Source organism: Absicoccus porci (genome assembly GCF_003725415.1).
Lineage (GTDB): Bacteria > Bacillota_I > Bacilli_A > Erysipelotrichales > Erysipelotrichaceae > Absicoccus > Absicoccus porci.
This window is the reverse complement of the sequence record NZ_RJQC01000002.1, coordinates 387571-409875: the sequence shown is the minus strand read 5'-3', so window position 1 is coordinate 409875 and position 22305 is coordinate 387571. Positions and strand designations below refer to the sequence as shown.

At 36.7% G+C, this 22305-nt stretch carries 21 protein-coding genes; 16 read left to right on the top strand and 5 right to left on the bottom strand.

The window, feature by feature from the left end; all coding sequences use genetic code 11:
* Positions 1-38: 38 nt before the first annotated feature.
* Positions 39-1871 carry a 1,4-alpha-glucan branching protein GlgB gene (gene glgB / locus EDX97_RS06825; RefSeq protein ID WP_128520412.1) on the top strand — a complete coding sequence of 611 codons (1833 nt, stop codon included), beginning with the start codon at positions 39-41 and terminating at the stop codon, positions 1869-1871.
* Positions 1872-2029: 158 nt separating this feature from the next.
* Here the strand turns inward: glgB and EDX97_RS06820 are convergent, their stop codons facing one another.
* Positions 2030-3424 carry an IS4 family transposase gene (locus EDX97_RS06820; protein WP_245978033.1) on the bottom strand — a complete coding sequence of 465 codons (1395 nt, stop codon included), beginning with the start codon at positions 3422-3424 and terminating at the stop codon, positions 2030-2032.
* Positions 3425-3459: 35 nt separating this feature from the next.
* Positions 3460-3678, bottom strand: a complete 219-nt coding sequence (locus EDX97_RS06815; protein ID WP_128519420.1) for a hypothetical protein — start codon at positions 3676-3678, stop codon at positions 3460-3462.
* Positions 3679-3909: 231 nt separating this feature from the next.
* Between EDX97_RS06815 and EDX97_RS06810 the strand changes: the two genes are divergently transcribed.
* The 4 genes from EDX97_RS06810 (at position 3910) to EDX97_RS06795 (ending at position 7372) form a co-directional block, all read left to right on the top strand.
* Positions 3910-4572, top strand: coding sequence for a class I SAM-dependent methyltransferase (locus EDX97_RS06810; protein ID WP_245978018.1), 663 nt, complete (start codon positions 3910-3912; stop codon positions 4570-4572).
* Positions 4569-5249, top strand: a complete 681-nt coding sequence (locus tag EDX97_RS06805; RefSeq protein WP_128520409.1) for a TMEM164 family acyltransferase — start codon at positions 4569-4571, stop codon at positions 5247-5249. Before EDX97_RS06810 ends, EDX97_RS06805 begins: the two co-directional genes overlap by 4 nt.
* Before the next feature lie 108 nt (positions 5250-5357).
* Positions 5358-6899 carry a hydroxylamine reductase gene (gene hcp / locus EDX97_RS06800; protein ID WP_221175903.1) on the top strand — a complete coding sequence of 514 codons (1542 nt, stop codon included), beginning with the start codon at positions 5358-5360 and terminating at the stop codon, positions 6897-6899.
* A gap of 26 nt (positions 6900-6925) precedes the next feature.
* Positions 6926-7372 (top strand): GNAT family N-acetyltransferase, encoded by a 447-nt coding sequence (locus EDX97_RS06795; RefSeq protein WP_128520408.1) that lies wholly within the window; start codon positions 6926-6928, stop codon positions 7370-7372.
* A gap of 11 nt (positions 7373-7383) precedes the next feature.
* Here the strand turns inward: EDX97_RS06795 and EDX97_RS06790 are convergent, their stop codons facing one another.
* Positions 7384-8364, bottom strand: a complete 981-nt coding sequence (locus EDX97_RS06790) for a Gfo/Idh/MocA family protein (RefSeq protein ID WP_128520407.1) — start codon at positions 8362-8364, stop codon at positions 7384-7386.
* A gap of 49 nt (positions 8365-8413) precedes the next feature.
* Here EDX97_RS06790 and EDX97_RS06785 point away from each other — a divergent pair, with 49 nt between their 5' ends.
* The 5 genes from EDX97_RS06785 to malQ all read left to right on the top strand — a co-directional run bounded on the left by EDX97_RS06785 (position 8414) and on the right by malQ (position 13605).
* Positions 8414-9103, top strand: a complete 690-nt coding sequence (locus EDX97_RS06785; protein WP_128520406.1) for a GTP pyrophosphokinase — start codon at positions 8414-8416, stop codon at positions 9101-9103.
* 15 nt (positions 9104-9118) lie between these two features.
* Positions 9119-10348 carry a hypothetical protein gene (locus EDX97_RS06780; protein ID WP_128520405.1) on the top strand — a complete coding sequence of 410 codons (1230 nt, stop codon included), beginning with the start codon at positions 9119-9121 and terminating at the stop codon, positions 10346-10348.
* A complete protein-coding gene (locus EDX97_RS06775) occupies positions 10345-11175 on the top strand; it encodes a pyridoxamine kinase (RefSeq protein WP_128520404.1) in 831 nt (276 codons plus the stop codon). The genes EDX97_RS06780 and EDX97_RS06775 overlap by 4 nt, the downstream gene beginning before the upstream one ends.
* Positions 11176-11297: 122 nt before the next feature.
* Positions 11298-12050, top strand: coding sequence for a formate/nitrite transporter family protein (locus EDX97_RS06770; RefSeq protein WP_128520403.1), 753 nt, complete (start codon positions 11298-11300; stop codon positions 12048-12050).
* 76 nt (positions 12051-12126) lie between these two features.
* On the top strand, positions 12127-13605 hold the full coding sequence (gene malQ / locus EDX97_RS06765) for a 4-alpha-glucanotransferase (protein WP_128520402.1): 1479 nt from the start codon (positions 12127-12129) through the stop codon (positions 13603-13605).
* Between the two features lie 28 nt (positions 13606-13633).
* Here the strand turns inward: malQ and EDX97_RS06760 are convergent, their stop codons facing one another.
* Positions 13634-14503 carry a phosphoribosylaminoimidazolesuccinocarboxamide synthase gene (locus EDX97_RS06760; RefSeq protein WP_128520401.1) on the bottom strand — a complete coding sequence of 290 codons (870 nt, stop codon included), beginning with the start codon at positions 14501-14503 and terminating at the stop codon, positions 13634-13636.
* Positions 14504-14679: 176 nt separating this feature from the next.
* On the opposite strand from EDX97_RS06760, the gene EDX97_RS06755 reads away from it, so the two are divergent.
* The 6 genes from EDX97_RS06755 (at position 14680) to EDX97_RS06730 (ending at position 21468) form a co-directional block, all read left to right on the top strand.
* A complete protein-coding gene (locus EDX97_RS06755) occupies positions 14680-15213 on the top strand; it encodes a helix-turn-helix domain-containing protein (RefSeq protein ID WP_128520400.1) in 534 nt (177 codons plus the stop codon).
* Between the two features lie 14 nt (positions 15214-15227).
* On the top strand, positions 15228-16808 hold the full coding sequence (locus EDX97_RS06750) for an ABC transporter ATP-binding protein (RefSeq protein WP_128520399.1): 1581 nt from the start codon (positions 15228-15230) through the stop codon (positions 16806-16808).
* Positions 16808-17644, top strand: a complete 837-nt coding sequence (locus EDX97_RS06745; protein ID WP_128520398.1) for an ABC transporter permease — start codon at positions 16808-16810, stop codon at positions 17642-17644. The genes EDX97_RS06750 and EDX97_RS06745 overlap by 1 nt, the downstream gene beginning before the upstream one ends.
* A complete protein-coding gene (locus EDX97_RS06740; RefSeq protein ID WP_128520397.1) occupies positions 17641-19533 on the top strand; it encodes an extracellular solute-binding protein in 1893 nt (630 codons plus the stop codon). Before EDX97_RS06745 ends, EDX97_RS06740 begins: the two co-directional genes overlap by 4 nt.
* Before the next feature lie 9 nt (positions 19534-19542).
* Positions 19543-20562, top strand: coding sequence for an alpha-hydroxy-acid oxidizing protein (locus EDX97_RS06735; protein ID WP_128520396.1), 1020 nt, complete (start codon positions 19543-19545; stop codon positions 20560-20562).
* A 339-nt stretch (positions 20563-20901) separates the two neighbouring features.
* On the top strand, positions 20902-21468 hold the full coding sequence (locus tag EDX97_RS06730; protein ID WP_221175902.1) for an ATP-grasp domain-containing protein: 567 nt from the start codon (positions 20902-20904) through the stop codon (positions 21466-21468).
* Positions 21469-21589: 121 nt separating this feature from the next.
* Here the strand turns inward: EDX97_RS06730 and EDX97_RS06725 are convergent, their stop codons facing one another.
* Complete coding sequence (locus tag EDX97_RS06725; RefSeq protein WP_128520395.1) at positions 21590-22258, bottom strand: PrsW family intramembrane metalloprotease; 669 nt, start codon at positions 22256-22258, stop codon at positions 21590-21592.
* Positions 22259-22305: the final 47 nt, after the last annotated feature.

The window sequence follows — 22305 nt, the reverse complement described above, 5'->3', positions numbered from 1 at the left end:
ATTTATAATATAATAAATATGTTTAAGGAGGACTTCTTATGGACCAAAAGAAAGTTCAAGCTTTTTTCGAAGGGAACGAAATCAAAGCCTACGATATATTTGGTGCACACCTAACGAAAGCAGGCGTTCATTTTGCGGTATATGCACCAAATGCAAAAAATATTTCGGTCATCGGTGCTTTTAATAATTGGGATGACAAAGAAAATACTATGAAAAAGGATGCGCATGGAATTTGGGAAGCAGATGTATCGAATGCCAAACCGGGCCAATCCTATAAATACCGCATTACTCAAGCCACTGGAACCATTGTAGATAAGATGGATCCCTATGCTTTTTATAGCGAATTAAGACCCAATACCGCAAGTATCATTTCGGATTTATCCTATGATAAATGGACCGATCAAAAATGGTTAGATCAAAGAAATAAAGGATTTGATTCTCCAGTCAATATTTATGAGATCCATGTTGGTTCATGGAAAAAACCGGATGAAGATCCCGAAACGTTTGTTCATTATCATGAAATCGAACAAGATTTGATCGAGCACTGTAAAAAACATCATTTTACCCATGTGGAAATGATGCCATTGTGTGAATATCCATTTGATGGTTCATGGGGCTATCAATGTACAGGATATTTTTCAAGCACGTCACGTTATGGAACAAACCATGAACTCATGCATTTTGTGAATGCCTTACACAATGCCGGAATTGGTGTGATCATGGATTTTGTACCCGTTCATTTTGTGAAAGATAATTATGCCCTAGCCATGTATGATGGTACACCACTGTATGAATATGCCAAACCAGCCGATGCCTATTCGCAATGGGATACCTATAATTTTGATCTATGGAAAGAAGAAGTACGTAGTTTTTTAATGAGCGCTGCGAATTTCTGGATCGATATCTATCATTTTGATGGTTTACGTATGGATGCCATCTCCAATGCAATCTTCTGGCAAGGTGATAAACGAAATGGTGTCAATGAGGGAGCTTGCAACTTCATGAAACGCATGAATTTCAATCTGCATAAAGAACATGATGGTAAGATCATGCTGATTGCTGAAGATTCGACAGATTTCCCAAATGTAACAAGATCCACTTTAGATGGTGGTTTAGGATTTGATTATAAATGGGATCTTGGATGGATGAACGATACTTTAAATTATTGTAAGAAAGATCCAATTTATCGTCAGTGGCATCAAAATTCCATTACTTTCTCTATGGCTTATTTCTATTCGGAACGATTTATGAACGTCTTCTCGCATGATGAAGTGGTCCATGGAAAAGCGACCATTGTGGATAAGATGTGGGGTAGTTATGAAGATAAATTTGCGCAAGCACGTGCTATTTATGCCTACATGTTTACACATCCAGGTAAGAAATTAAATTTCATGGGTAATGAAATTGGCCAATTGCGTGAATGGGATGAAACGAAGAGTTGTGATTGGTTCTTGTTGGAGTATCCAATGCATGATGCATTTAATCATTTCTTCCAAGATCTTGGAAAGTTATATGTTGAAAATGATGCGTTCTGGAAAAATGATTATTCACCAGAATCGTTTGAATGGATCGATGCGGATAATGCGACACACAATATGTTCTCCTATATTCGTAAAGGAACGGATAAGGATTATGTCATTATCCTAAACTTCTCAACGAATCCTTATGATCATCAACAATTTGGTGTCGCTTCTATGGGTGAATACAAAGAAGTATTAAATACGGAATGGTCAAAATATAATGGCAACTACAAAGATGATAAACCACAAAAATGTCATGCAGTTCGTTTATCACGTAATGGTAAACCATTCATGATTGAATGTAACGTTCCTAGTTTAGGAGCAACTATTTTTGAAGTTAATAAAAAATAGACCGAGAAATCGGTCAATGGTGTCAACCTAAGAATGATTAGGTTGGCATCTTTTTCTGTGACTGACTTAACCACACGATTCTTGCTGATCAGCGAAAAAAAGCGTATATGAAAACTCATACCTGATTGGAAATTTTTCACATATAAGATATCATATTCTTAACGGGGCTTGATCGTCATCAGTCTGCCGTTCCATGATATGGTATTTGGCCATTCTCGTCCATCCAATCGAAAACGCATCGGCTTGCTCTGAGAGATGACCCTGCCCCACCTCTTATAGTGCCTGCCGGGACGGACAGGTACTTTGATCTTATTAATGATCTTACTTATCAGTTCCATGATTTTTTGTATCTTTTTCTGGTTCTCATTGCGCATCCATCTCAATATTTTTTCGTCCCGAAGCAAATTATTGAGATGTTTTCGGTTGATCTTATAACCATATTTGGTTTTTTTTGGATGATTTTCATACAATTCTTTATCCATCTCTTTTTGTACGATACCACTTAAATTATGAAACAGTACTTTTGCGTAGATTGAAGATCTCTCGCTGTCACATTCCTTGCTGAAATAGCGTTCCCATTCCTGATTGCTTTTCAAAATCTTGTAACTATTCTCAATATCCCAACGCCTGTTGTAAAGATAAACGATGTCACTTGAAGAAAACTCGTCTTTACTTAGGTTGGTAAAATACATTAGATCGACAGTGGTCGTCTGATTGTTTTTGTTCACGATATAGTGATACCTCACCACGCGAATCTTTATATAGGGATCTTTCGAAAACCGTTCTCTTGGCTGCTCATATTTCAATCGTTTCTGCCAGACCTTATCAACCTTTACTTTGATCCATTCATCATTTGATTTCATCTTCTCGATATAATGCTTAAAGAAATTGGATTTGGCCCGTATACAATATTTCAGGCCATGACTTTCTAAAATAGAAAATAATTCGACACTGTCATAATACCGGTCTGCCAGATAAATGCCTGGATATCCATTCATCAGAGATAAATATTTCAATTGTTCGATGGCAATAGGTATCTCCGAATCTTTAAATCTTTTCATCTGGAAATCGACGATCAATCCATTCGTCACATCATAAAGAGCAGCTGAACGGGATGTCGATTTTGCTGCTTGGAATGCATTGCGTGCATTTTGATTCTTGACGAATCCATACCGTTGAAGAGATTCATCCGTTTTATAGAGATTCAACGTTGTCCCATCTTCTGCCAACAGAAGATACCCTTTATAAGTCTTCACCAATTTCGATTGATAAAAACGTTCCGCCAATTTATGGATCAGAAGTTTAAAGACAGATGGATCTACTTTACGAATAGCTTTGAAAGCAGCTTGACGGCTGATTCGGCGAGCCGGCAACCCGATACAGGAATAATAATGACTTAATTCTGAACCAATACAATCCCGGTTACGAAAGATGAGGAAGAGAAGAACGTCATACCACGGAAACTTGTATCTGCGAATAAAATCATGGGGAGATTTACGAGCTGCCTCACGTACTTGTTCGGATTTGATAAAACGACCAAACCAGGAGAACAAAGAAGCAATAGATNTTACAATATACAATAGATTCTTTATTGTTTTGTGTATTTCACCTTCTCTTTTAAAAAAGTTGCTTCAGGATCCTTGGCAAAAGCCGCACGAAGATAAGGAAGATGTTTTGCATCAAATTGACCGAGCTTAACTACAACACGATGTTTAGAGACACCATTTTCATCACGGAAAGATTCGACAAGGTCACAGAAATAGGTCATTTTCTTACCCTTATTGTTTGGAATAACCCGTACAAACATAGAAAGCCCTCCTTTATACTTAACTATATTATAAAGGCTTATATATAAATATTTATAGTCTATATACTTAACTATAAATATATATTTTAGACATTTCTTTTAATTGTTTAAAAACTAGAAGGAAATAAAAAATGGTGTCAAACTAATCATTCTTAGGTTGACACCATTGACCGAGAAATCGGTCTTTTTTAGTTAAGTAAGGGAAACTGTTTATACCATTTCTTTGGAAATATGTTATTTTTTGATTGGGAATATGACTTTTGTGATGTGTTTGTAACAAATGTCTTATTCGTTTATAATGTACATATGGTACAGTATTTTGAAAACGATGCATCTCAAAAACATAAACCAAGCACAATTTCCTTTACGATCCAAGATCATGCATTTATGCTCGAAAGCAATAGTGGTGTTTTTTCAAAAGATCGATTGGATACCGGAACAAGAATTTTGTTAGAAGCAATTCTTGAGAATGAATCTTCTTGTTCTCATGTTTTGGATCTAGGTTGTGGTATTGGTCCTGTTGGGGTGGTATTAGGTACGTTCTGGCATTGTGATCTGACATGCATTGATGTGAATGAGAAAGCTGTACAATTGACGAAAAGAAATCTACAAAAGAATGGTCTGTCCGGAAATGTACTTTGTAGTGATGGAGTCCAATCGGGTACATATGATTGTGTTGTTTTAAATCCACCGATTCGAGCGGGTAAAAAGACAATTTATCGCCTGTTTGATGAAGCTATGGCACATTGTACAAATCATCTATGGATCGTTATGCGAAAACAACATGGAGCAGCCAGTGCACAGGATTATTTGGCAACGAAATATTCGGTATCTCGAGTCAAACGGGATAAAGGATATTGGGTGTTAAGAGTAAGTAGTGATGATGTAGTATGACAAAAAAACAGATCCACTTTTTTCGTATAAGCGCATGGATTTTATGTGTACTAGAAATTTGGAAGCAAATTTATTTAACCTATGTGGTTGGTCATTATTTATGGTGGCATTTTCCTTTTCAAATTTGTAGTATTCCTATGTATTTGTGCTTTGCGATTGGTTATGGAAAAAAGAAATATCAAAATCGCTTATTGTGTTATTTAATGACATATTCCACAGTAGGCGCATGGGCAGGTTTACTGGGATGTCCATTTTTAGTTTGGCCACGATTTATTTTCAATCTGCATTCGTATTTCTGGCATATTTATATTGTTTTTGTAGGATGGGTGGCTGGACATATATGGATGCAAACAAAACGAGACTTGAATGATTTTAAGCAGTCTACGTACCTCTATTTTGCGTTTTGTTTGATTGCTTACTTTATCAATCAAATTGTTTATCCATTTGCCGGCATTAACTTATTTTATTTAAATCCAAAAGTTGAATTTAATTTGCCAATTTATCGCGATTTCATTCCTTGTATTGGCTATTCTTGGACTATCTTTATTTATTTAACATCCGTAGTTTGTTTTTCTTTGATGACATTAAATATATGGTTTAATTCGAGTTCCTGGTATAAACAAAATCATAAAAATCAAGAATCAGAAAACATGAAAACAGTGCATGAATCCGAATAACATGCATTGTTTTTATTTGGTAAAATTATTAAATTCGGTTGTAAAAACAACATACTTTATTTCCTTCTTTCTGTATCATCATAGATGAAAAACAGGGAGGAAATTTTAATGAACGAAATGTTTTGTTTTCAATGCGAACAAACAGCCGGATGCAAAGGATGTATGGGCAAGGCTGGTGTTTGTGGAAAATCTGCGGAAGTAGCTCACTTACAAGATCAATTGACGGGTGCATTGATTGGTCTATCAAAATCAATAAAAGATCAAGAAACTGTATCAGATGCAGTTTGGAATATATTGATCGATGGCTTATTTATGACGATTACGAATGTAAATTTTGATGCTGAATCGATTCAAAAACAAATTGATGCTGTTCATGCACCATCTATTTATGACTTAAATCAAGTATGGAAATATAATGAAGATATTCGTTCCTTGAAGTCTTTGATTTTGTTTGGACTTCGTGGTATGGCAGCCTATGCACATCATGCAGCTATGTTGGGATACCAAGATCAAGAGGTAAATCATTTCTTTGCCCAAGCTCTTGCAGCCATTGGGGAAGATCTAAGTGGTGACGAATTATTGCCATTGGTATTAAAAACAGGAGAAATCAATTTAAAATGTATGGCTTTGTTGGATCAAGCCAATACAGAAAGTTATGGTAATCCAGTACCTACAACGGTACCTTTGACCATTGAAAAAGGACCATTCATTGTCGTAACGGGACATGATTTAAAAGATTTGAAGCTTTTGTTGGAACAAACAAAAGATAAGGGTATCAATATTTATACACATGGTGAGATGTTACCAGCTCATGCGTATCCAGAATTGAAAAAATATGCGCATCTAAAAGGCAATTTTGGAACAGCCTGGCAAAATCAACAAAAAGAATTTGATCAGATTCCAGCCCCTATCTTATTTACAACGAACTGTTTGATGCCACCAAGACTTTCGTATAAAGATCGTGTCTTTACTACCGATGTTGTTTCTTTTCCGGATGTGCAACACATTGATGAAAAGAAAGATTTCACACCATTGATTGAAAAAGCTTTAGAATTGGGTGGTTATAGTGAAGACCATGAGATGACAGGTATTAATGGCGGTCATGAAGTAACGACTGGATTTGCACATAATTTTGTCTTGGATCATGCGGGTGAAATTGTTGAAGCGGTTAAAGCAGGAAAAATTAGTCATTTCTTCCTTGTTGGTGGATGTGATGGTGCCAAAGCGGGAAGAAACTACTATACCGAATTTGTGAAACAAACACCAAAAGATTCGATTGTATTGACTTTGGCTTGTGGTAAATATCGTTTCAATGATTTAGATTTAGGAACGGTTGCTGGTTTCCCTCGTATCATGGATGTAGGTCAATGTAACGATGCGTATAGTGCGATTCAGATTGCGGTTGCTTTAGCAAAAGCATTCGATTGTGATGTGAATGAACTACCACTTTCCTTTGTTTTATCTTGGTATGAACAAAAGGCCGTTTGTATTTTATTGACACTTCTTCATTTGGGTATTAAAAATATCTTGCTTGGACCTAGTCTTCCTGCATTTATTTCACCAAATGTATTACAAGTTCTTGTTGATCAATACCAAATTGGTCCAATCAGTACTCCAGAAGAAGATTTGAAGAAATTGTTATCGAAATAATCCATTGTAATTGACATAGTTAATGTATGGATATAGTCGTAAAATCATTTGATGAATTAACAACCGTAGAACTGTATGAAATTCTAAAGGCAAGAGCAGCGATTTTTGTAGTCGAACAGAATTGTGTCTATCAAGATTTGGATGATGTTGACTATCAAAGTCTGCATGTATTCTACCAAGAGGATAATCGTGTTTTAGCTTATTTGCGTGCTTTCTATAAAGAAAAAGGCGTTGTGCAAATTGGTCGTGTTTTAACCATGCAACGTGGCAATGGATGGGGTGGAAAACTCCTTCATGAAGGATTGATTCAGATTCAAAAGCGAATACCAGCTCAAAAAATATATATCGAAGCACAAAAGTATATGATTGGCTATTATCAAAGAGAAGGATTTCAAGTCACTTCAGAGCCATTTCTAGAAGATGGAATTGAACATGTACAAATGAAGTTTACGATAAAAAAAGGATCGGAATGAAAATTCCGGTCCTATTTTCTTAATTGACCATAAGGAATGGTCGCAATGGCTTGATCTAATGTTTCCATTACGTTTTGTGATATTTCTAAATAGCTTTCCATTTTTGACACATTGTTTGTTTCAAGCATTTCTTTGAAGTCTAAAAATTCATGGGCCATCCAATTGGATTGAGTATTTAAATAGATGTCTTGTGGCTTTTGGTTGCGTATGCATAAATGATAGCCTTGGATCAAATTTGCGCCATCATCTAAAACAATCGTTCCATTATCACCTTGGATGATGGCATGACCTGGACTTTCTGAATCTTTTGCACCGGTACAGATGGCATAAAAATCTGAATACGTTAGAAGTACGGTACCGGAAGTATCTACACCATTAAATCCCATGTTTGCCTGATAAGAAACGGATTTTGGTTTTCCAAATAAGGACACCACAAAATTCAGATTGTATACATTAATGTCATATAAAGCACCACCATAAAATTTTGAATCCAATGCCGGTAATACTTCTTGTTTTTTGTATTTATCATAGCGAGAAGAATACTGGGAGTAGTTACACTGAATACATTTAATTTGACCAATTTTATGAATGTCTTTTCTAAGCTGTTGAAAATTTGGTGTATGAAGAGGACGCACAGCTTCAAACACAAACAACTTTCTTTGTTTCGCTAAAGTGATAATTTCTTGTGATTGGTTGGCATGGATACAAAATGGCTTTTCAACGATCACATGTTTATTAGCTAAGACGGCTTTTTTGGCATATTCATAATGAGCGGTATTGACTAAACCAATATAGACTACATCACAATCCGTTTCTTGAAGGAGTTGATCATAGTTTGTATATACCTGGGGAATATGATATTGATCTTGCAGATCTTTTGCGGCTTGTATATTGTGTTTGGCATAAATAGCACCTACATCAATGGGTAAATCATTTAAACATTTGAGTGCTTCATGGACAATAAATCCAGTACCAATCATCGCAACTTTCATTTTGTGTCCTCCTTTTGTGTTACACTTATTATACAAGGAAGTTGAAACTATGAATAATGAAAACAAACAAAATCATATGTTGATCAATCGACAAGACAATATCGATGAATTTCTACGTATTGCTCATGAAAACTTGGATCCTGTCCAAGATTTTTTAACAAATTACGAATGTGCCATCATGGAAATAGAAACAAAATTTAATGTATTGAATGCTCGATTTTCGATAAAATACGATGGCAATCCCATTGAGTCGATTCATACCCGATTGAAGTCTTGGGACAGTATCATTGATAAATTAAATCGCAAACATTTACCATTTTCACTAGACAGTATTGCGAAGAATATTTTTGATGTGGCAGGTGTTCGTGTGGTTTGTTCGTTTGTGGATGATATCTATACCTTAGCGGATTGTCTTTTAAGTCAAGATGACATTCATTTGATTGAAAAGAAAGACTATATTAAAAATCCCAAAGAAAATGGGTATCGAAGTTTACATTTGATTGTGGAAGTACCTATTTTTACTGAAAAAGAACCAAAGAATATGCCAGTAGAAATTCAACTACGAACCATTGCGATGGATTTCTGGGCTAGCTTAGAACATAAAATGCGATATAAAAAGAATTTAAATGAGGAACAGCTACAACGATTGTCACATGAAATGATGTATTGTGCCGATCGCAGTGCCGAATTAGATGATCGTATGAATCATGTACATGAAGAACTAAAGAAAGAAGATTAGGAAGGGGCGTATACTGTGTTATTAGGAATCGCTAATGCAGATAAAAAAAGATTGGGTGTCTTTATTCAATTTGAATTAAAAAAGCGAATGCGACAGGATCCTGATTATACAGTGGATGAATTCGTGAGTGGAATTTGTTCCAAAACCAAATTCAAATTGTTGGTGCAAAATAAAGAATTATTCGATACTGACATCTATGAATTCTTTTTGCGCAAGTTGGGTTACGAATTCAATTATGACGATAAGATCATCTCTCGTGCATTGGCAGATAAACGGGATCTCCTACAACTTTTAGAGAAACAAAATATGCCTGCTTTTTATCAAGGACTCCAAAAATATCTAAAAGATATGGAAAGTGTAAAAGAATATGCTTTGGAATCCATTGAATATGAATGTTTTAATTGGATATTGGATGTAGAATTAAATACAAATGCATTTTCTGCTTTGCTTGTTCGCTTTAAAATGTTGGATGATTATGGACAGGAAATTTGTGGGTATTTTCTACTGAAATATATTCATGATCATATTGCGGATCGAATTGATGAGAAATGGTTAGATCGGTATGGATTAAAGAATTTAAAAGCTCTTCAAAATCAATTTTGGATCTTAAAGTTATTGATTCAATGGGAAGCCTATTACGATGCATCCATCTATTGTCAAAATGTATTGGATCAAGCGTATAAAAGAAAAAATGATCGATTGTTTTTTCATACACAAATCACGCGTTTGTTTATTGTCATGAAGATCCAACCATCTGCTTTTGAACACTATGCCAATCAAGTTTTAGAAAATCCCATCATACAAGAAGATCGAGAAGATGATTATGTATATGAATTTTATCATGTCGTTGGTTTACATTATTTTATTGAAAAGAATTATGAACAGGCATGGCATTATTTTCGACGAGCTATGAATGATGAGCTATATTATTTCCCGGAAATCATCTTTTTAAATCATATGGCTACGATCACATCGATGAAATTGCCAGAAGAATTAAAGGAACAAATACAAGTCCCACAAGATCAAAAGATTTATCAACCGATTTATCGGTATTTTTGTTTAAAGAACAAGAAAGAATCCTATGATACGTTAGAAACGTATTTATGGGATAATTGCTGTAAAGGATTGGATCGTTTTTATCCATCCTGGGTAATGAAAGATATTATTCAAACCGAGTTTGAGTGGATTGCCAGTCAGACGGGAGATAAGAAATATTTAAATCGCTTTTTAGAGGAAAACAAATGAAACGTGTACTAACAATTCAAGATATTTCATGTATTGGTAAATGCTCCATAACGATTGCTTTACCAGTGTTATCGACAATGGGGGTGGAATGTGCCATCTTGCCAACGACGTTATTGTCGTGTCATACGGCTTTTCCCACTTTTACCAGCTATGATCTGACTGATCATATGATGGCAATCGTGGATACATGGAAGCAACAAGATATTCATTTTGATGCCATCTATACCGGTTATTTAGGTTCTTTTAAAGAAATAGAATTGGTCAAACAAATCATTCACTTGTTTCAAGAAGATGATCCATTGATATTTATTGACCCCGTCATGGGAGATCATGGTGAATTGTATGCTGGATTTAATGAAGAATATGTCAAAGAAAATACAACACTATGTTCGTTGGCGGATATTATTGTACCCAATGTCACAGAAGCTGCCTATATGACCAATATGCCTTATAAATCGGAATATGATGTAGATTATATTCGTTCGATGTTGGATCGAGTGATTGAAATGGGAGCCAAACACGCAGTCATTACGGGCGTTTCCTTATATCCTGGCAAAACAGGAGTATATGGATTTGATGGCAATTCCTATTTTTCTTATCAGAATAAACACTATGATGCCATATTCTATGGAACGGGTGATTTATTTGCGAGTACATCCGTTGGTGCTTTAGTACAAGGGTATTCCATGGAAGAAGCATTTCAACTCGCTTCTGATCATACGGCACATACCATTGATGTAACGATGCAAGATCCAAATCGTGCTTGGTATGGAGTTGATTTTGAATCCACACTCTGTGATTTAGGTAATATAAAAAATAAAGGATAGGCACAACCGAATGTTCAGGTTGTGTTTTTTTCATCCATTGGATAATCGAATGTGATTTAGGCAACATGAAATAAGAAGCACATATCATACAATAAAGAAAAGAAGAAAAGGAAGAGGGTAATATGTTTAAAGAAGAATATGAAACGTTATCAAATGTTGCCACAAACAAGATCCGATTTTCGAAAAAAAATAAGGTTGGTATGTTTGTGATGTCCATGATGGCAGGTGCTTATATTGGGTTTGGAATATTATTGAGTTTTACAGTTGGAGGTGCTCTAACTGGTCTTCCTGCTCGATCATTGGTGATGGGTGCTTGTTTTGGCTCGGCACTAAGTTTGGTTGTCATTGCGGGTGCAGAACTATTTACAGGAAATAATTTAGTCATGACGGCAGGCTTATTAAAAGGGAAAGTAACTTTTCGAGATGTATTGCAGTTTTGGATCCTTTGTTGGATAGGAAATCTAGCCGGTGGTATGATACTAGGCATTCTGTTTCATCTTGCGGGTTTAAATACAGGAGCAACAGCCGAAACCTTTCATGCAGCGGCGTTGGCCAAAACAAGTACAGCGTGGTTACCTTTATTTGTGAAGGGAATATTATGTAATACGTTGGTTTGTATTGCGACATGGTGCGGTACCAAATGTAAATCCGAATCCGGTAAGCTTATTATGATATTCTGGTGCTTATTGATTTTCTTCACTTGTGGATTTGAACACAGTATTGCCAATATGACGGTTTTTATGGTTGCTTTGTGTAGTCATAGTGTTACCCTTGGTGGTTGTATCTATAATCTGTGTTTTGTTACGTTGGGTAACATGGTCGGTGGCATCTTATTTGTAGCTGTTCCTTATTATCTAGCTTCAAAAGAACGTTGATATGTAAGTATTGACGTTTTTTTATATGAAACGAACATCAAATATGATATAGTTACATAAGAAAGTGCTTACAAATATGAAAAAACGACAAACAGGTATATTATGTCCACTATTCAGTACACCTGGTAACCAGGGAATTGGTGATTTTGGTGCCAAAACAAAGATGTTCGTTGATGTCATTGCGGATGCAGGCTATAAAGTTTGGCAAATCTTACCTATCCAATATGCAGGAAAGACGCATTCTCCTTATCAAACGTATTCAAGTTTTGCGGGCGATCCAATTTATATCAACATTGACCGATTGTGTGAAGAAGGTTTGTTGACCCAAAGCTCCATCGTGAACTGTAATAAATTTAAAAATAGAGTGGAATACGATAAAGTACGTGAGTTTAAAGAAGTGTATTTTCGTCGTGCTTTTCGTGTGTTTAAAAAACAATTTGATACATTCAAAGAGGCTTATGAAGCATTTGAAAAAGAAGCTTTTTGGTTAAATGATTGGGCGTATTTTTATTTGTTTTCAACGATCCATCATACAACGCATTGGAGCGATTGGAATGAAGCATATCGCGATTGGTTCAAAGGTGAGCATAGCGTCGATTTGCGCGAATATGAGGATGAACTCTTTTATATCAAGTTTCTCCAATTCATGTTTTATCGTCAACTCGATGAATTGCGTGATTATGCTCATAAAAAAGGCATTTCCATCATGGGAGATGTGCCTTTCTATGTCGATTTAGAAAGCGCCGATGTATGGAGTGATCGCGATGATTTCATGTTGGATGAACAAGGCAATCCGCAATTTGTAGCCGGTTGTCCACCGGATTATTTTAGTGAAGATGGACAACGATGGGGCATGCCAACCTATAATTTTGATCATATGTACAAAAACAACTTTTTATTTTGGGTTAAACGAATGCGTTGGATGCATCGTTGTTTTGATATTATTCGTATTGATCATTTCCGTGCGTTTGCGAATTATTGGCGAATTCCAGCGGATTCAGAAACAGCTCGTATTGGTGCTTGGATCGATGCGCCAGGTGAAGAAATCTTAAATCGCATTCGGCAAGAATGTTCGGGCATTCAATTGGTGGCCGAAGATTTGGGCGGTGACATTGTTCAGCGTGTATACGATTTAGAAACTGAATTTGATATTCCAGGCATGGAAGTCATGCTTTTCCAAATGGAAACAAAATTATTGCGTAAACCTATTCGTGAAAATGTGGTGTTGTATTCAGGAACGCATGATAATGCCACGATCAATGAAGCGTATTCGCATTATACAAATAATCATCGCATCAGTTTGCGTCGTTTCTTTAAGAAACGTGGATATACCCATCGTAAGTTCAATGATATGGTTTGTCACTTCCTGTTGGATAGTGAAGCTAATTTGGTCATTTTACCAGTTTGGGATATTTGCGGATATAAACAAGAAGCACGTATCAATGTACCAAGTACATTGAGTGATCAAAATTGGTCATGGAAATTGAAAGATTTTAAAACCTTTCCAGAAGAAATTGAAAAGACAAAAGAATGGATCAAAAACGCAAATCGATAAAAAAAGTTGGAATTTTATTTCCAACTTTTTATAATGTCTTACCTGTTAATAAATGATAAGCTTCTTTGTATTTATCGATGGTTTTGTCGATGACATCTTGTGGTAAATTATAGTCACTATTTGGATTGGCTTTTAACCAATCACGAACAAATTGTTTATCAAATGATGGTTGGCTTTTTCCTGGTTCATAACCTTCTACTGGCCAGAAACGAGAACTGTCTGGAGTCAACATTTCATCGCCTAAAACGATATTTCCTTTTTCATCCAATCCGAATTCAAACTTCGTATCCGCAATGATAATGCCTTTAGATAGAGCATAATCTGCACAAGCTGTATACAATTTCAACGTATAGTCTTTGATCTTTTCAGCATATTCTTGACCATGTCCTGGAAATGCTTTTTCTAATACATCAATACTTTGTTCAAAGCTGATGTTTTCATCGTGATCACCTAAATCGGCTTTGGTACTTGGGGTATAAATGGGTTCTGGCAATTTAGCGCATTCTTTTAAGCCGGCTGGTAGTTGAATACCACAAACTGTACCGTTCTTTTGATAACTAGCCCAACCACTACCTGTGATATAACCACGAACAATGCATTCAATTGGAATCATTTTTAGTTTCTTTACCAACATAGAATTGCCATTGTATTCTGGTTGAGAGAAAAATTCAGGCATATCTTTTGGATCGACCGAGATCATATGATTGGGAACGATATCTTTTGTATAGTCAAACCAGAATTTTGACATTTGTGTCAATACAGTTCCTTTTTTGGTGATCTTATTCTTTAAAATAACGTCAAAGGCAGAAATACGATCGGTCGCAACCATGATCAATGAATCGCCATTGTCGTAAATTTCGCGTACTTTTCCTTCTTTTATGGGTTTGAATTCTTTCATGATGTTGTATCCTCCTGTACGTTTATTATGATAGCGAAATGCATGAAAAACTTCAATGAGAGATTCTTTTCGTAAAGTTTTCATAAAGTACTATCTTTTTCTATTCACTTATATTATACTGTCTAATGTTTAATTAATGAAACAAATTGTTTAATTAAAAAAACAGGAGAGAGGCTATGGAAATTGGTTCAAAATTAAAAGAGCTACGACTCAAAAATGGGTTAACACTTTCCGAATTGGCATCTCGATCGGAAGTGACCAAGGGATTCTTATCGCAATTGGAAAGAGATCTGACTAGTCCAAATATATCGACACTCGAAGATATATTGGAAGCATTGGGAACCAATCTACAAGAATTTTTTTCAGAAAAACCTGAGGAACAGATTGTTTTTCGCAAGGAAGATGTCTTTGTGGATGCCCAAGAAAATGAAACCATTCATTGGATCGTACCCAATGCGCAAAAGAATCAAATGGAACCGGTACAATTGATTCTTCATCCGCATCAATGTACGCGGAAAATTGAATCGCATGCTGGTGAAGAATTTGGTTATGTGTTATTCGGTCGTGTCAAACTGCATTATGGCGATCGAGTAGAAAACATTAAACGGAATGAAACCTTCTATGTATCGGGGCAACATACGCATTATTTGGAGAATACCACCGATAGGGAAGCATCCGTTTTGTGGATTAGTACACCACCGATTTTTTAAGAGGGAGAAAGTTTATGGAAGAGAAGAAGAAAATCATTGAATTTCGTCATATTGTGAAGAGTTTTGATGATCAAGTCGTATTAAAGGGGATCGACTTGGATATTTATGAAAATGAGTTTGTAACTTTGTTGGGGCCTTCTGGCTGTGGAAAGACAACCTTATTACGTATTTTAGCTGGGTTTTTAGAACCCAATGAAGGAGCCGTTATCTTTAATGGCGAAGATATCAAAAATTTACCACCGTATAAGCGAGAACTAAATACGGTCTTTCAAAAATATGCGTTATTTCCGCATATGAATGTATATGACAATATTGCGTATGGACTAAAGATTGCGAAGATGTCAAAAGATGTCATTGATCAAAAGGTCATGCGTATGTTGAAGTTGATTGGTTTGGAAGGGTTTGAAAAACGGGATGTAACCTTGTTGTCGGGTGGTCAGCAACAACGTGTGGCCATTGCCCGTGCTTTAGCGAATGAACCACGCGTCTTACTTTTGGATGAGCCATTGAGTGCCTTGGATATGAAACTGCGCAAAGAAATGCAGTATGAATTAAAAAATATCCAACAAGAAGTTGGGATTACTTTTATTTTCGTAACGCATGATCAAGAAGAAGCATTAACAATGTCGGATAAGATCGTGGTCATGAAGGAGGGTGAGATCCAACAAGTCGGCACACCCGAAGATGTGTATAATGAACCGGTTAATAAATATGTGGCCCAGTTTATTGGGGAATCCAATATCATGAATGGAGTCATGTTGGAAGATAAAAAAGTAAAATTTGATGATATCGTGTTTGATTGTGTGGATGTTGGGTTTAAACCCAATGAACCCGTCGATGTTGTGATTCGTCCGGAAGATATTGATATTGTCGATGTGGATCAAGGAAAGATGACCGGTACCATTGAATCGGTTCTATTTAAAGGTGTGCATTACGAAATCATGGTTGAAACCGTACCCGGAACATCGGTCAATGTGAATATGCATGTACAAAGTTTTAATGAAGTGACCAGTAGTGATGGCAAAGAAAAGATTTCTGCCAATGATTTCTATGTGGATTTGGAAGATATGAAAGATATCGATGAAAAAGAAATGATTGCGCGTGCCGATGCCCAAGCTTGGAATCCAGAAACAGATGAATTGATTTCCATTAATTCCGTAGAAACCAATCTGGAAAATAAAATTGGTGAATATACGATTACTTTTTCAACGAGCAATAAAACTTCCATTACGCGTAAGATTTGGGTCATTGACCAACGTGTCATTGAAAACAAGAAAGCCAATGAAGCCATTAGTGCGTTTAATTTCTTTAAAACGGCAGATGAAATTCAAGAGAGCCAAACTTTGGATACTGATTTAAAGACATGGGCCAATGCCCAGGCATGGAAATTGGATGATGAAGATCAAATGATTGATTTGTATGTGGATTATGATTTTGATCCCGAAAATATCAAAGAAGGTATTTATCGTGTCACCTTCTCAACGGAAGGTCATGAATTTAAGATTCACACAACGGATTATGCAGAGAAAGGAAAAGAAGTCGGTCTAACTTTCTATCCTGAAGATATCCATGTGATGGAGAAGATGGGATTCTAATGAAAAAGTTTCGTCAGTTGGTCATTCCGTATTTGATTTGGAGTGTATTGATGCTGTTGGTACCGATGCTTCTGATTGCGATGTATTCTGTTATGTCAGATGGCAACAGTATCGTTCCTTTTCAGTTGACCATTCATCATTATGTTCGTTTTTTTACCGACCCAGACTTTGTCTTGATCTTATGGCGCTCTTTAGTGATTGCCATTAAAACAACCATTATTTGCCTTTTGTTGGGGTATCCCATTGCGTACTACATTGCGAATAGTGAAGAAAAGAAACAAAATGTATTGATTCTTTTGATTACGTTGCCTATGTGGATCAATATGTTAGTTCGTACGTATGCGTGGATTGGTTTATTAGCACCCGATGGCATTATTTCTTGGTTATTGGGATTGATTGGTATTCATACCGAACTGTTGTATACCGAAAAAGCCGTTCTTTTAGGTATGGTCTATAACTTTTTGCCATTTATGATCTTGCAGATCCAGACGGCTCTATCCAAAATGGATAAGTCTTTGTTGGAAGCTAGCAATGATCTAGGTGCGGATCGTGTTCAAACGTTCATTCACATTGTTTTTCCATTATCGCTAAGTGGTGTCGTAAGTGGCATTACCTTGGTGTTCTTGCCAGCTGTATCGAGTTTCTTCATTCCAAAATTACTGGGTGGAGGTCAATTCTTCTTGATTGGTAATGTGATCGAAAATCAATTTATTACCGTTGGAGAATGGAATTTTGGATCGGCAATCAGTATGATCATGGCTGTGATCATGATGTTGCTCATGATGTTGGTTCGTAATATTGAGAAAAAAGGTGCTGTCCAAGGAGATCGTCTATGAAACAGAATAAACGGTATGTGGGCAAGATTTTATTGATTCTTTCATTGATCTTTTTCTATTTGCCTATTGTGTTCATGGTCATTTTCTCGTTCAACGACAGCAAGTCATTGACCCATTTTACGGGTTTTTCCATGCGTTGGTATCGCGCCATGTTGGAAAGCCATGGCATGATGTCCAGTTTGTATATCACGATCATCGTGGCGGTATTGGCAACCATTATCTCTACGATCATTGGTACGATGACGGCGATTGGATTGTCTCAATCCACCAAACGAGTACGTCATTTTATTACCCGTGTGGATGATTTTCCATTGATGAATCCGGATATCGTGACAGCTATTGGTTTGATGTTGTTGTTTATTACCTTCCGGATCGAAAAAGGGTTTGTGACCTTATTATTGGCTCATATTGCCTTTTGTATTCCCTATGTGATCCTTTCGGTCATGCCGCGCATTCGTCAATTGGATCCCAATTTAGCGGATGCTGCCATGGACCTTGGTGCAACTCCGTTTCAAGCCATTACCCAAGTCATTGTCCCACAAATCACGCCGGGTATTATTTCTGGTGCTTTGATTGCCTTTACAATGTCCTTTGATGATTTTATCATTTCTTATTTTGTGACCGGAAAAGGCGTAAAGAACTTGAGTATCATGGTCTACACGATGTCCAAACGAGTCAATCCAAGTGTCAATGCGATTTCGACCATTGTGGTCATCTTGATTACGATCCTTTTGTTGATCATCAATATTGTGTCATTGGTTCGAAAAAAAGAGACGGAAACATCCATGACCATGCAGCCAAAGAAACGCTGGCCAAAATGGGTTGGTGCAGGTGTTGTCGTTGTTGCGTTGGTGTTATCAATATTTGGTATGCATCGCGTAGGCAATCAACCATATGCAGGACAAACGTTACATATCTATTTACCTGGTGAATATATCAGTGATGAAATGGTTAGTGATTTTGAAGATGAAACGGGTGCAAGTGTGGTAATGGATAATTTTGATTCCAATGAACAAATGTACATCAAAGTAGCCAATGGTGAAAACTATGATTTATTGATTCCAAGTGACTATATGATCGAGCGATTGATTCAAGAAGATATGCTGCAAAAAATTGATCAAAAGAAAATGAAATCCACATTTGCGAAGATCAATCCGGATATTTTACATGAATCGTTTGATCCAAACAATGACTATAGTGTTCCTTATTTCTGGGGCAGTGTCGGCATTAGTTATGATAAACGAAAAGTCAGTCTAGAAGACTTAGAAACAGAAGGGTATAATATCTTCTTAGATACGAAGTATAAAGGTGATATTTACCTCTATGATTCGGAACGAGATTCGGTCATGATGGCATTGAAAGCGTTGGGTTATTCCATGAACACCAAAGATACGTCGCAGTTAAATCAAGCCAAGGATTGGTTAAGTCAATGTGTAACGACTATGGAACCAGAAATTGTCACAGATGAGATCATTGACAATATGGCCAATGCCCGAAAAGCACTGGGATTGGTATATTCAGGCGATGCAGCCTATATCATGAGTGAAAATAAGAATATGGGCTTCTTTATGCCAAAGGAAGGAACTAACATTTGGACAGATGCGATGGTCATTCCGAAAAATGCGAGTCATCCAAAACTGGCCATGGAATTCATGAAGTTTGTGACTACCTATTCTGAAGCAAAGAAGAATTCAGAATTTGTGGGTTATACCTCACCGAATATCAAGGTAGAAAATAAATTAGCGAAAACGACTTATAAAGGCATAAATGCGTATACACCTCGAACCAAGTATCCAAAAGATGAAGTGTTTGGTTATGATGCCAAAACACGGAAAGTCATTGCGGAGTTATGGAGCGATATCAAAGTCATTGCTTCCAATGCAGAATAGAGGTTGTTTATGAAAGTAGAAGATGTTTTAAAAAAAGCACGCACCCAAATGGGACCCAACTGTAAGTCTTGTCCAATTTGTAACGGGAGAGCTTGTGGGAATACCATGCCTGGACCTGGTGCGAAAGGCACAGGTACAGTAGCCATTCATAATTATGATGCTTGGCAAAACATTGAATTAAATATGGATACGTTATGTGAGAATGTGGAGGCGGATACCACATTCTCTCTCTTTGGAAAAACGTTCCAATACCCAATTTTTGCCGGTCCGGTTGGTCATGTTGAATTGCATTATGGTGATAAATACGATGATCAAGTCTACAATCATATTTTGGTTCGCGGCTGTCATCAAGCGGGGATTGCTGCGTTTACCGGCGATGGAATGAATGCCGATACGATGAAGGTAGCTTGTCAAAGCATCAAGGAAAATGAGGGTATTGGTATTCCAACAATCAAGCCATGGAATGAACAAGTTTATCTAGAAAAATTAGAAATGGTCAAAGAAGCCGGTGCCTTTGCGGTGGCCATGGATGTAGATGCAGCTGGTTTACCTTTCTTGAAAGGAATTGTACCGCCAGCCGGTCGAAAGACGGAAAAAGAACTACAAGCCATCATTGAAAAAACGCCCATGCCATTTATTGTTAAAGGCATTATGACAGTGAAAGGGGCATATAAAGCATGGCGTGCTGGTGCCAGTGCCATTGTGGTATCCAATCATGGAGGTCGTGTATTGGATGGTTGTGCCCCAACGGCAGAAGTATTGCCAGAAATTGTGCGTGCCATCGATGGTCGTATTCCTATCTTAGTAGATGGTGGCATTCGTACCGGAGTGGATGTATTCCGTGCCCTGGCTTTAGGGGCTGATGGTGTATTGATTGCTCGTCCATTTGTCAATATGGTATATGGTGCCCAAGAAGAAGGAATTCAAGCCTTGGTTGATAAGTTAGGATCCGAATTAAAAGATACGATGGAGATGTGTGGTGCTAAAGATCTGCAGTCCATCCATAAAGATATGATTCGCTTAAAATAAATCAACACATAAGTTGCTATCCAATAGATTGGAGGCAACTTTTTTGAATGGAAAGGGCAGTATAGAGATGGCTAAAGTTAGGATCATGTGATCGATGGCTGTTTTAGATATGTTATGATTAAGGAAATTTAGAGAAAGGGCATGAAAATATGAAAGTGTATGTCAAATGTAAAATCAATCCTAACTCCGGTTTATTGATTGGACATAGCGAAAACTTTACAAAAGCAATCTATGGATTTAGTAATTAGGGGCTGAAATCGTGCCTTACCGAATCTTGGATGATATATACGATATGGTCACAAAGAAGATATCGTAATTGATTATATTGCGCAATCCGAAATGATATTTCATAAATTTGGTTATGATAATGTACATGTAGAAGACTATCCAGTTTGTCTAAAAGCGTATTTAGGAAGAAACATTTGGAAGGATACGATCAATTCAATCGCAACTCATCCCGAAAAATGGTCAGCTGGCTGGTTTGTAAAACCAATCAAAGCCAAATCTTTTACTGGAAAAGTGATTCATTCGATACGAGATCTTGTTGGTTGTGGGAACTATAGTGAAGACTATGATGTACTATGTAGTGAAGCATTGGATATTCGTCGTGAGTGGCGGTGTTTCATCTATTATGATGAAATTTACGATATCCGGCCGTATAAAGGAGATTATCATTATACCTATGATCCAACTGTCTTGGATCAAATGATGAATGATTTTCGAAGTTGGGACAAACGCCCTATGGCTTGTACCATGGATATTGGTGTCACACAAGATCATCAAACGATTCTTATTGAGTGTAATGATGCATATGCATTCGGTTCCTATGGCTTGGAAGACTTTTCGATATGCCAAAATGATATCTGCACGATGGTCACAAATCTTAGGGCGAGAAGATGTATTTGATTTTCACACCTATGGAAAAGAAAAATAAGAAGTATCCTTCTAACTAAAAAGGAGCTATGCGATCCTAAAAGCCTTTTCATATCACGATATAAAAGTTTTGAATGTCAAACTTCAAAACTTTTTAAATATATTGATCATTATTGGATTGGTGAATGACCAAACGATAACTCACAAAGAAAAGTAGGACAATAAATAAGAAGAACCAATAGTTATCTGATGTAGCTAGATAATCATAGGTGCCATGGATCAATACCGGAATGATGAATGCCATGATGCGATAGAGAGTAGATCTGCCATATTGTGCACGATCTTGTGCTTTCTTTGCCATACCGTACCAAACACCCATGAAGATGCCGAAACAAGCATGGCCAGGAATCGCTGTAATAGCACGCACCCAAGCTACACTTAAACCATAATTGAAGACATAGAGAATATTTTCCATCAACGCAAATCCTAAAGAAACGGAAATACAATAGACAATGCCATCAAATAGACAATTAAATTCACGTGATTTCCAAGTTCCGTGATTCACAAATAGATATTTCAATCCTTCTTCGGTACAACCCACTACACCAAAATAGGCAACAAAATTTGAAGTGGCTTTATCCATTAGTGCATCTTCAATCAAGGCAGCCAAAGCCGTCGCAATCATTCCATAGATGACTAATTTCACAATTAAATCAACCGGTTCTCTTTCCATGCGATCCAATTGATACACTTTGATTAATAAATAAATAGCGGGTAAAACCGCTGCTAAGAGTAAGATCCTGGGACCATAAAATAAAAACATAAAATCACCTGGAATTATTATATAATAAAGTGCAGAAAATGGAGAAT

Bases quoted from the DNA above. Each gene is read 5' to 3' on its own strand.
- glgB (WP_128520412.1), top strand. From the start codon at position 39: ATGGACCAAAAGAAAGTTCAAGCTTTTTTCGAAGGGAACGAAATCAAA.
- EDX97_RS06815 (WP_128519420.1), bottom strand. From the start codon at position 3,678: ATGTTTGTACGGGTTATTCCAAACAATAAGGGTAAGAAAATGACCTAT.
- EDX97_RS06810 (WP_245978018.1), top strand. From the start codon at position 3,910: ATGTTATTTTTTGATTGGGAATATGACTTTTGTGATGTGTTTGTAACA.
- EDX97_RS06805 (WP_128520409.1), top strand. From the start codon at position 4,569: ATGACAAAAAAACAGATCCACTTTTTTCGTATAAGCGCATGGATTTTA.
- hcp (WP_221175903.1), top strand. From the start codon at position 5,358: ATGAACGAAATGTTTTGTTTTCAATGCGAACAAACAGCCGGATGCAAA.
- EDX97_RS06795 (WP_128520408.1), top strand. From the start codon at position 6,926: ATGGATATAGTCGTAAAATCATTTGATGAATTAACAACCGTAGAACTG.
- EDX97_RS06790 (WP_128520407.1), bottom strand. From the start codon at position 8,364: ATGAAAGTTGCGATGATTGGTACTGGATTTATTGTCCATGAAGCACTC.
- EDX97_RS06785 (WP_128520406.1), top strand. From the start codon at position 8,414: ATGAATAATGAAAACAAACAAAATCATATGTTGATCAATCGACAAGAC.
- EDX97_RS06775 (WP_128520404.1), top strand. From the start codon at position 10,345: ATGAAACGTGTACTAACAATTCAAGATATTTCATGTATTGGTAAATGC.
- EDX97_RS06770 (WP_128520403.1), top strand. From the start codon at position 11,298: ATGTTTAAAGAAGAATATGAAACGTTATCAAATGTTGCCACAAACAAG.
- malQ (WP_128520402.1), top strand. From the start codon at position 12,127: ATGAAAAAACGACAAACAGGTATATTATGTCCACTATTCAGTACACCT.
- EDX97_RS06760 (WP_128520401.1), bottom strand. From the start codon at position 14,503: ATGAAAGAATTCAAACCCATAAAAGAAGGAAAAGTACGCGAAATTTAC.
- EDX97_RS06755 (WP_128520400.1), top strand. From the start codon at position 14,680: ATGGAAATTGGTTCAAAATTAAAAGAGCTACGACTCAAAAATGGGTTA.
- EDX97_RS06750 (WP_128520399.1), top strand. From the start codon at position 15,228: ATGGAAGAGAAGAAGAAAATCATTGAATTTCGTCATATTGTGAAGAGT.
- EDX97_RS06745 (WP_128520398.1), top strand. From the start codon at position 16,808: ATGAAAAAGTTTCGTCAGTTGGTCATTCCGTATTTGATTTGGAGTGTA.
- EDX97_RS06740 (WP_128520397.1), top strand. From the start codon at position 17,641: ATGAAACAGAATAAACGGTATGTGGGCAAGATTTTATTGATTCTTTCA.
- EDX97_RS06735 (WP_128520396.1), top strand. From the start codon at position 19,543: ATGAAAGTAGAAGATGTTTTAAAAAAAGCACGCACCCAAATGGGACCC.
- EDX97_RS06730 (WP_221175902.1), top strand. From the start codon at position 20,902: ATGATATTTCATAAATTTGGTTATGATAATGTACATGTAGAAGACTAT.
- EDX97_RS06725 (WP_128520395.1), bottom strand. From the start codon at position 22,258: ATGTTTTTATTTTATGGTCCCAGGATCTTACTCTTAGCAGCGGTTTTA.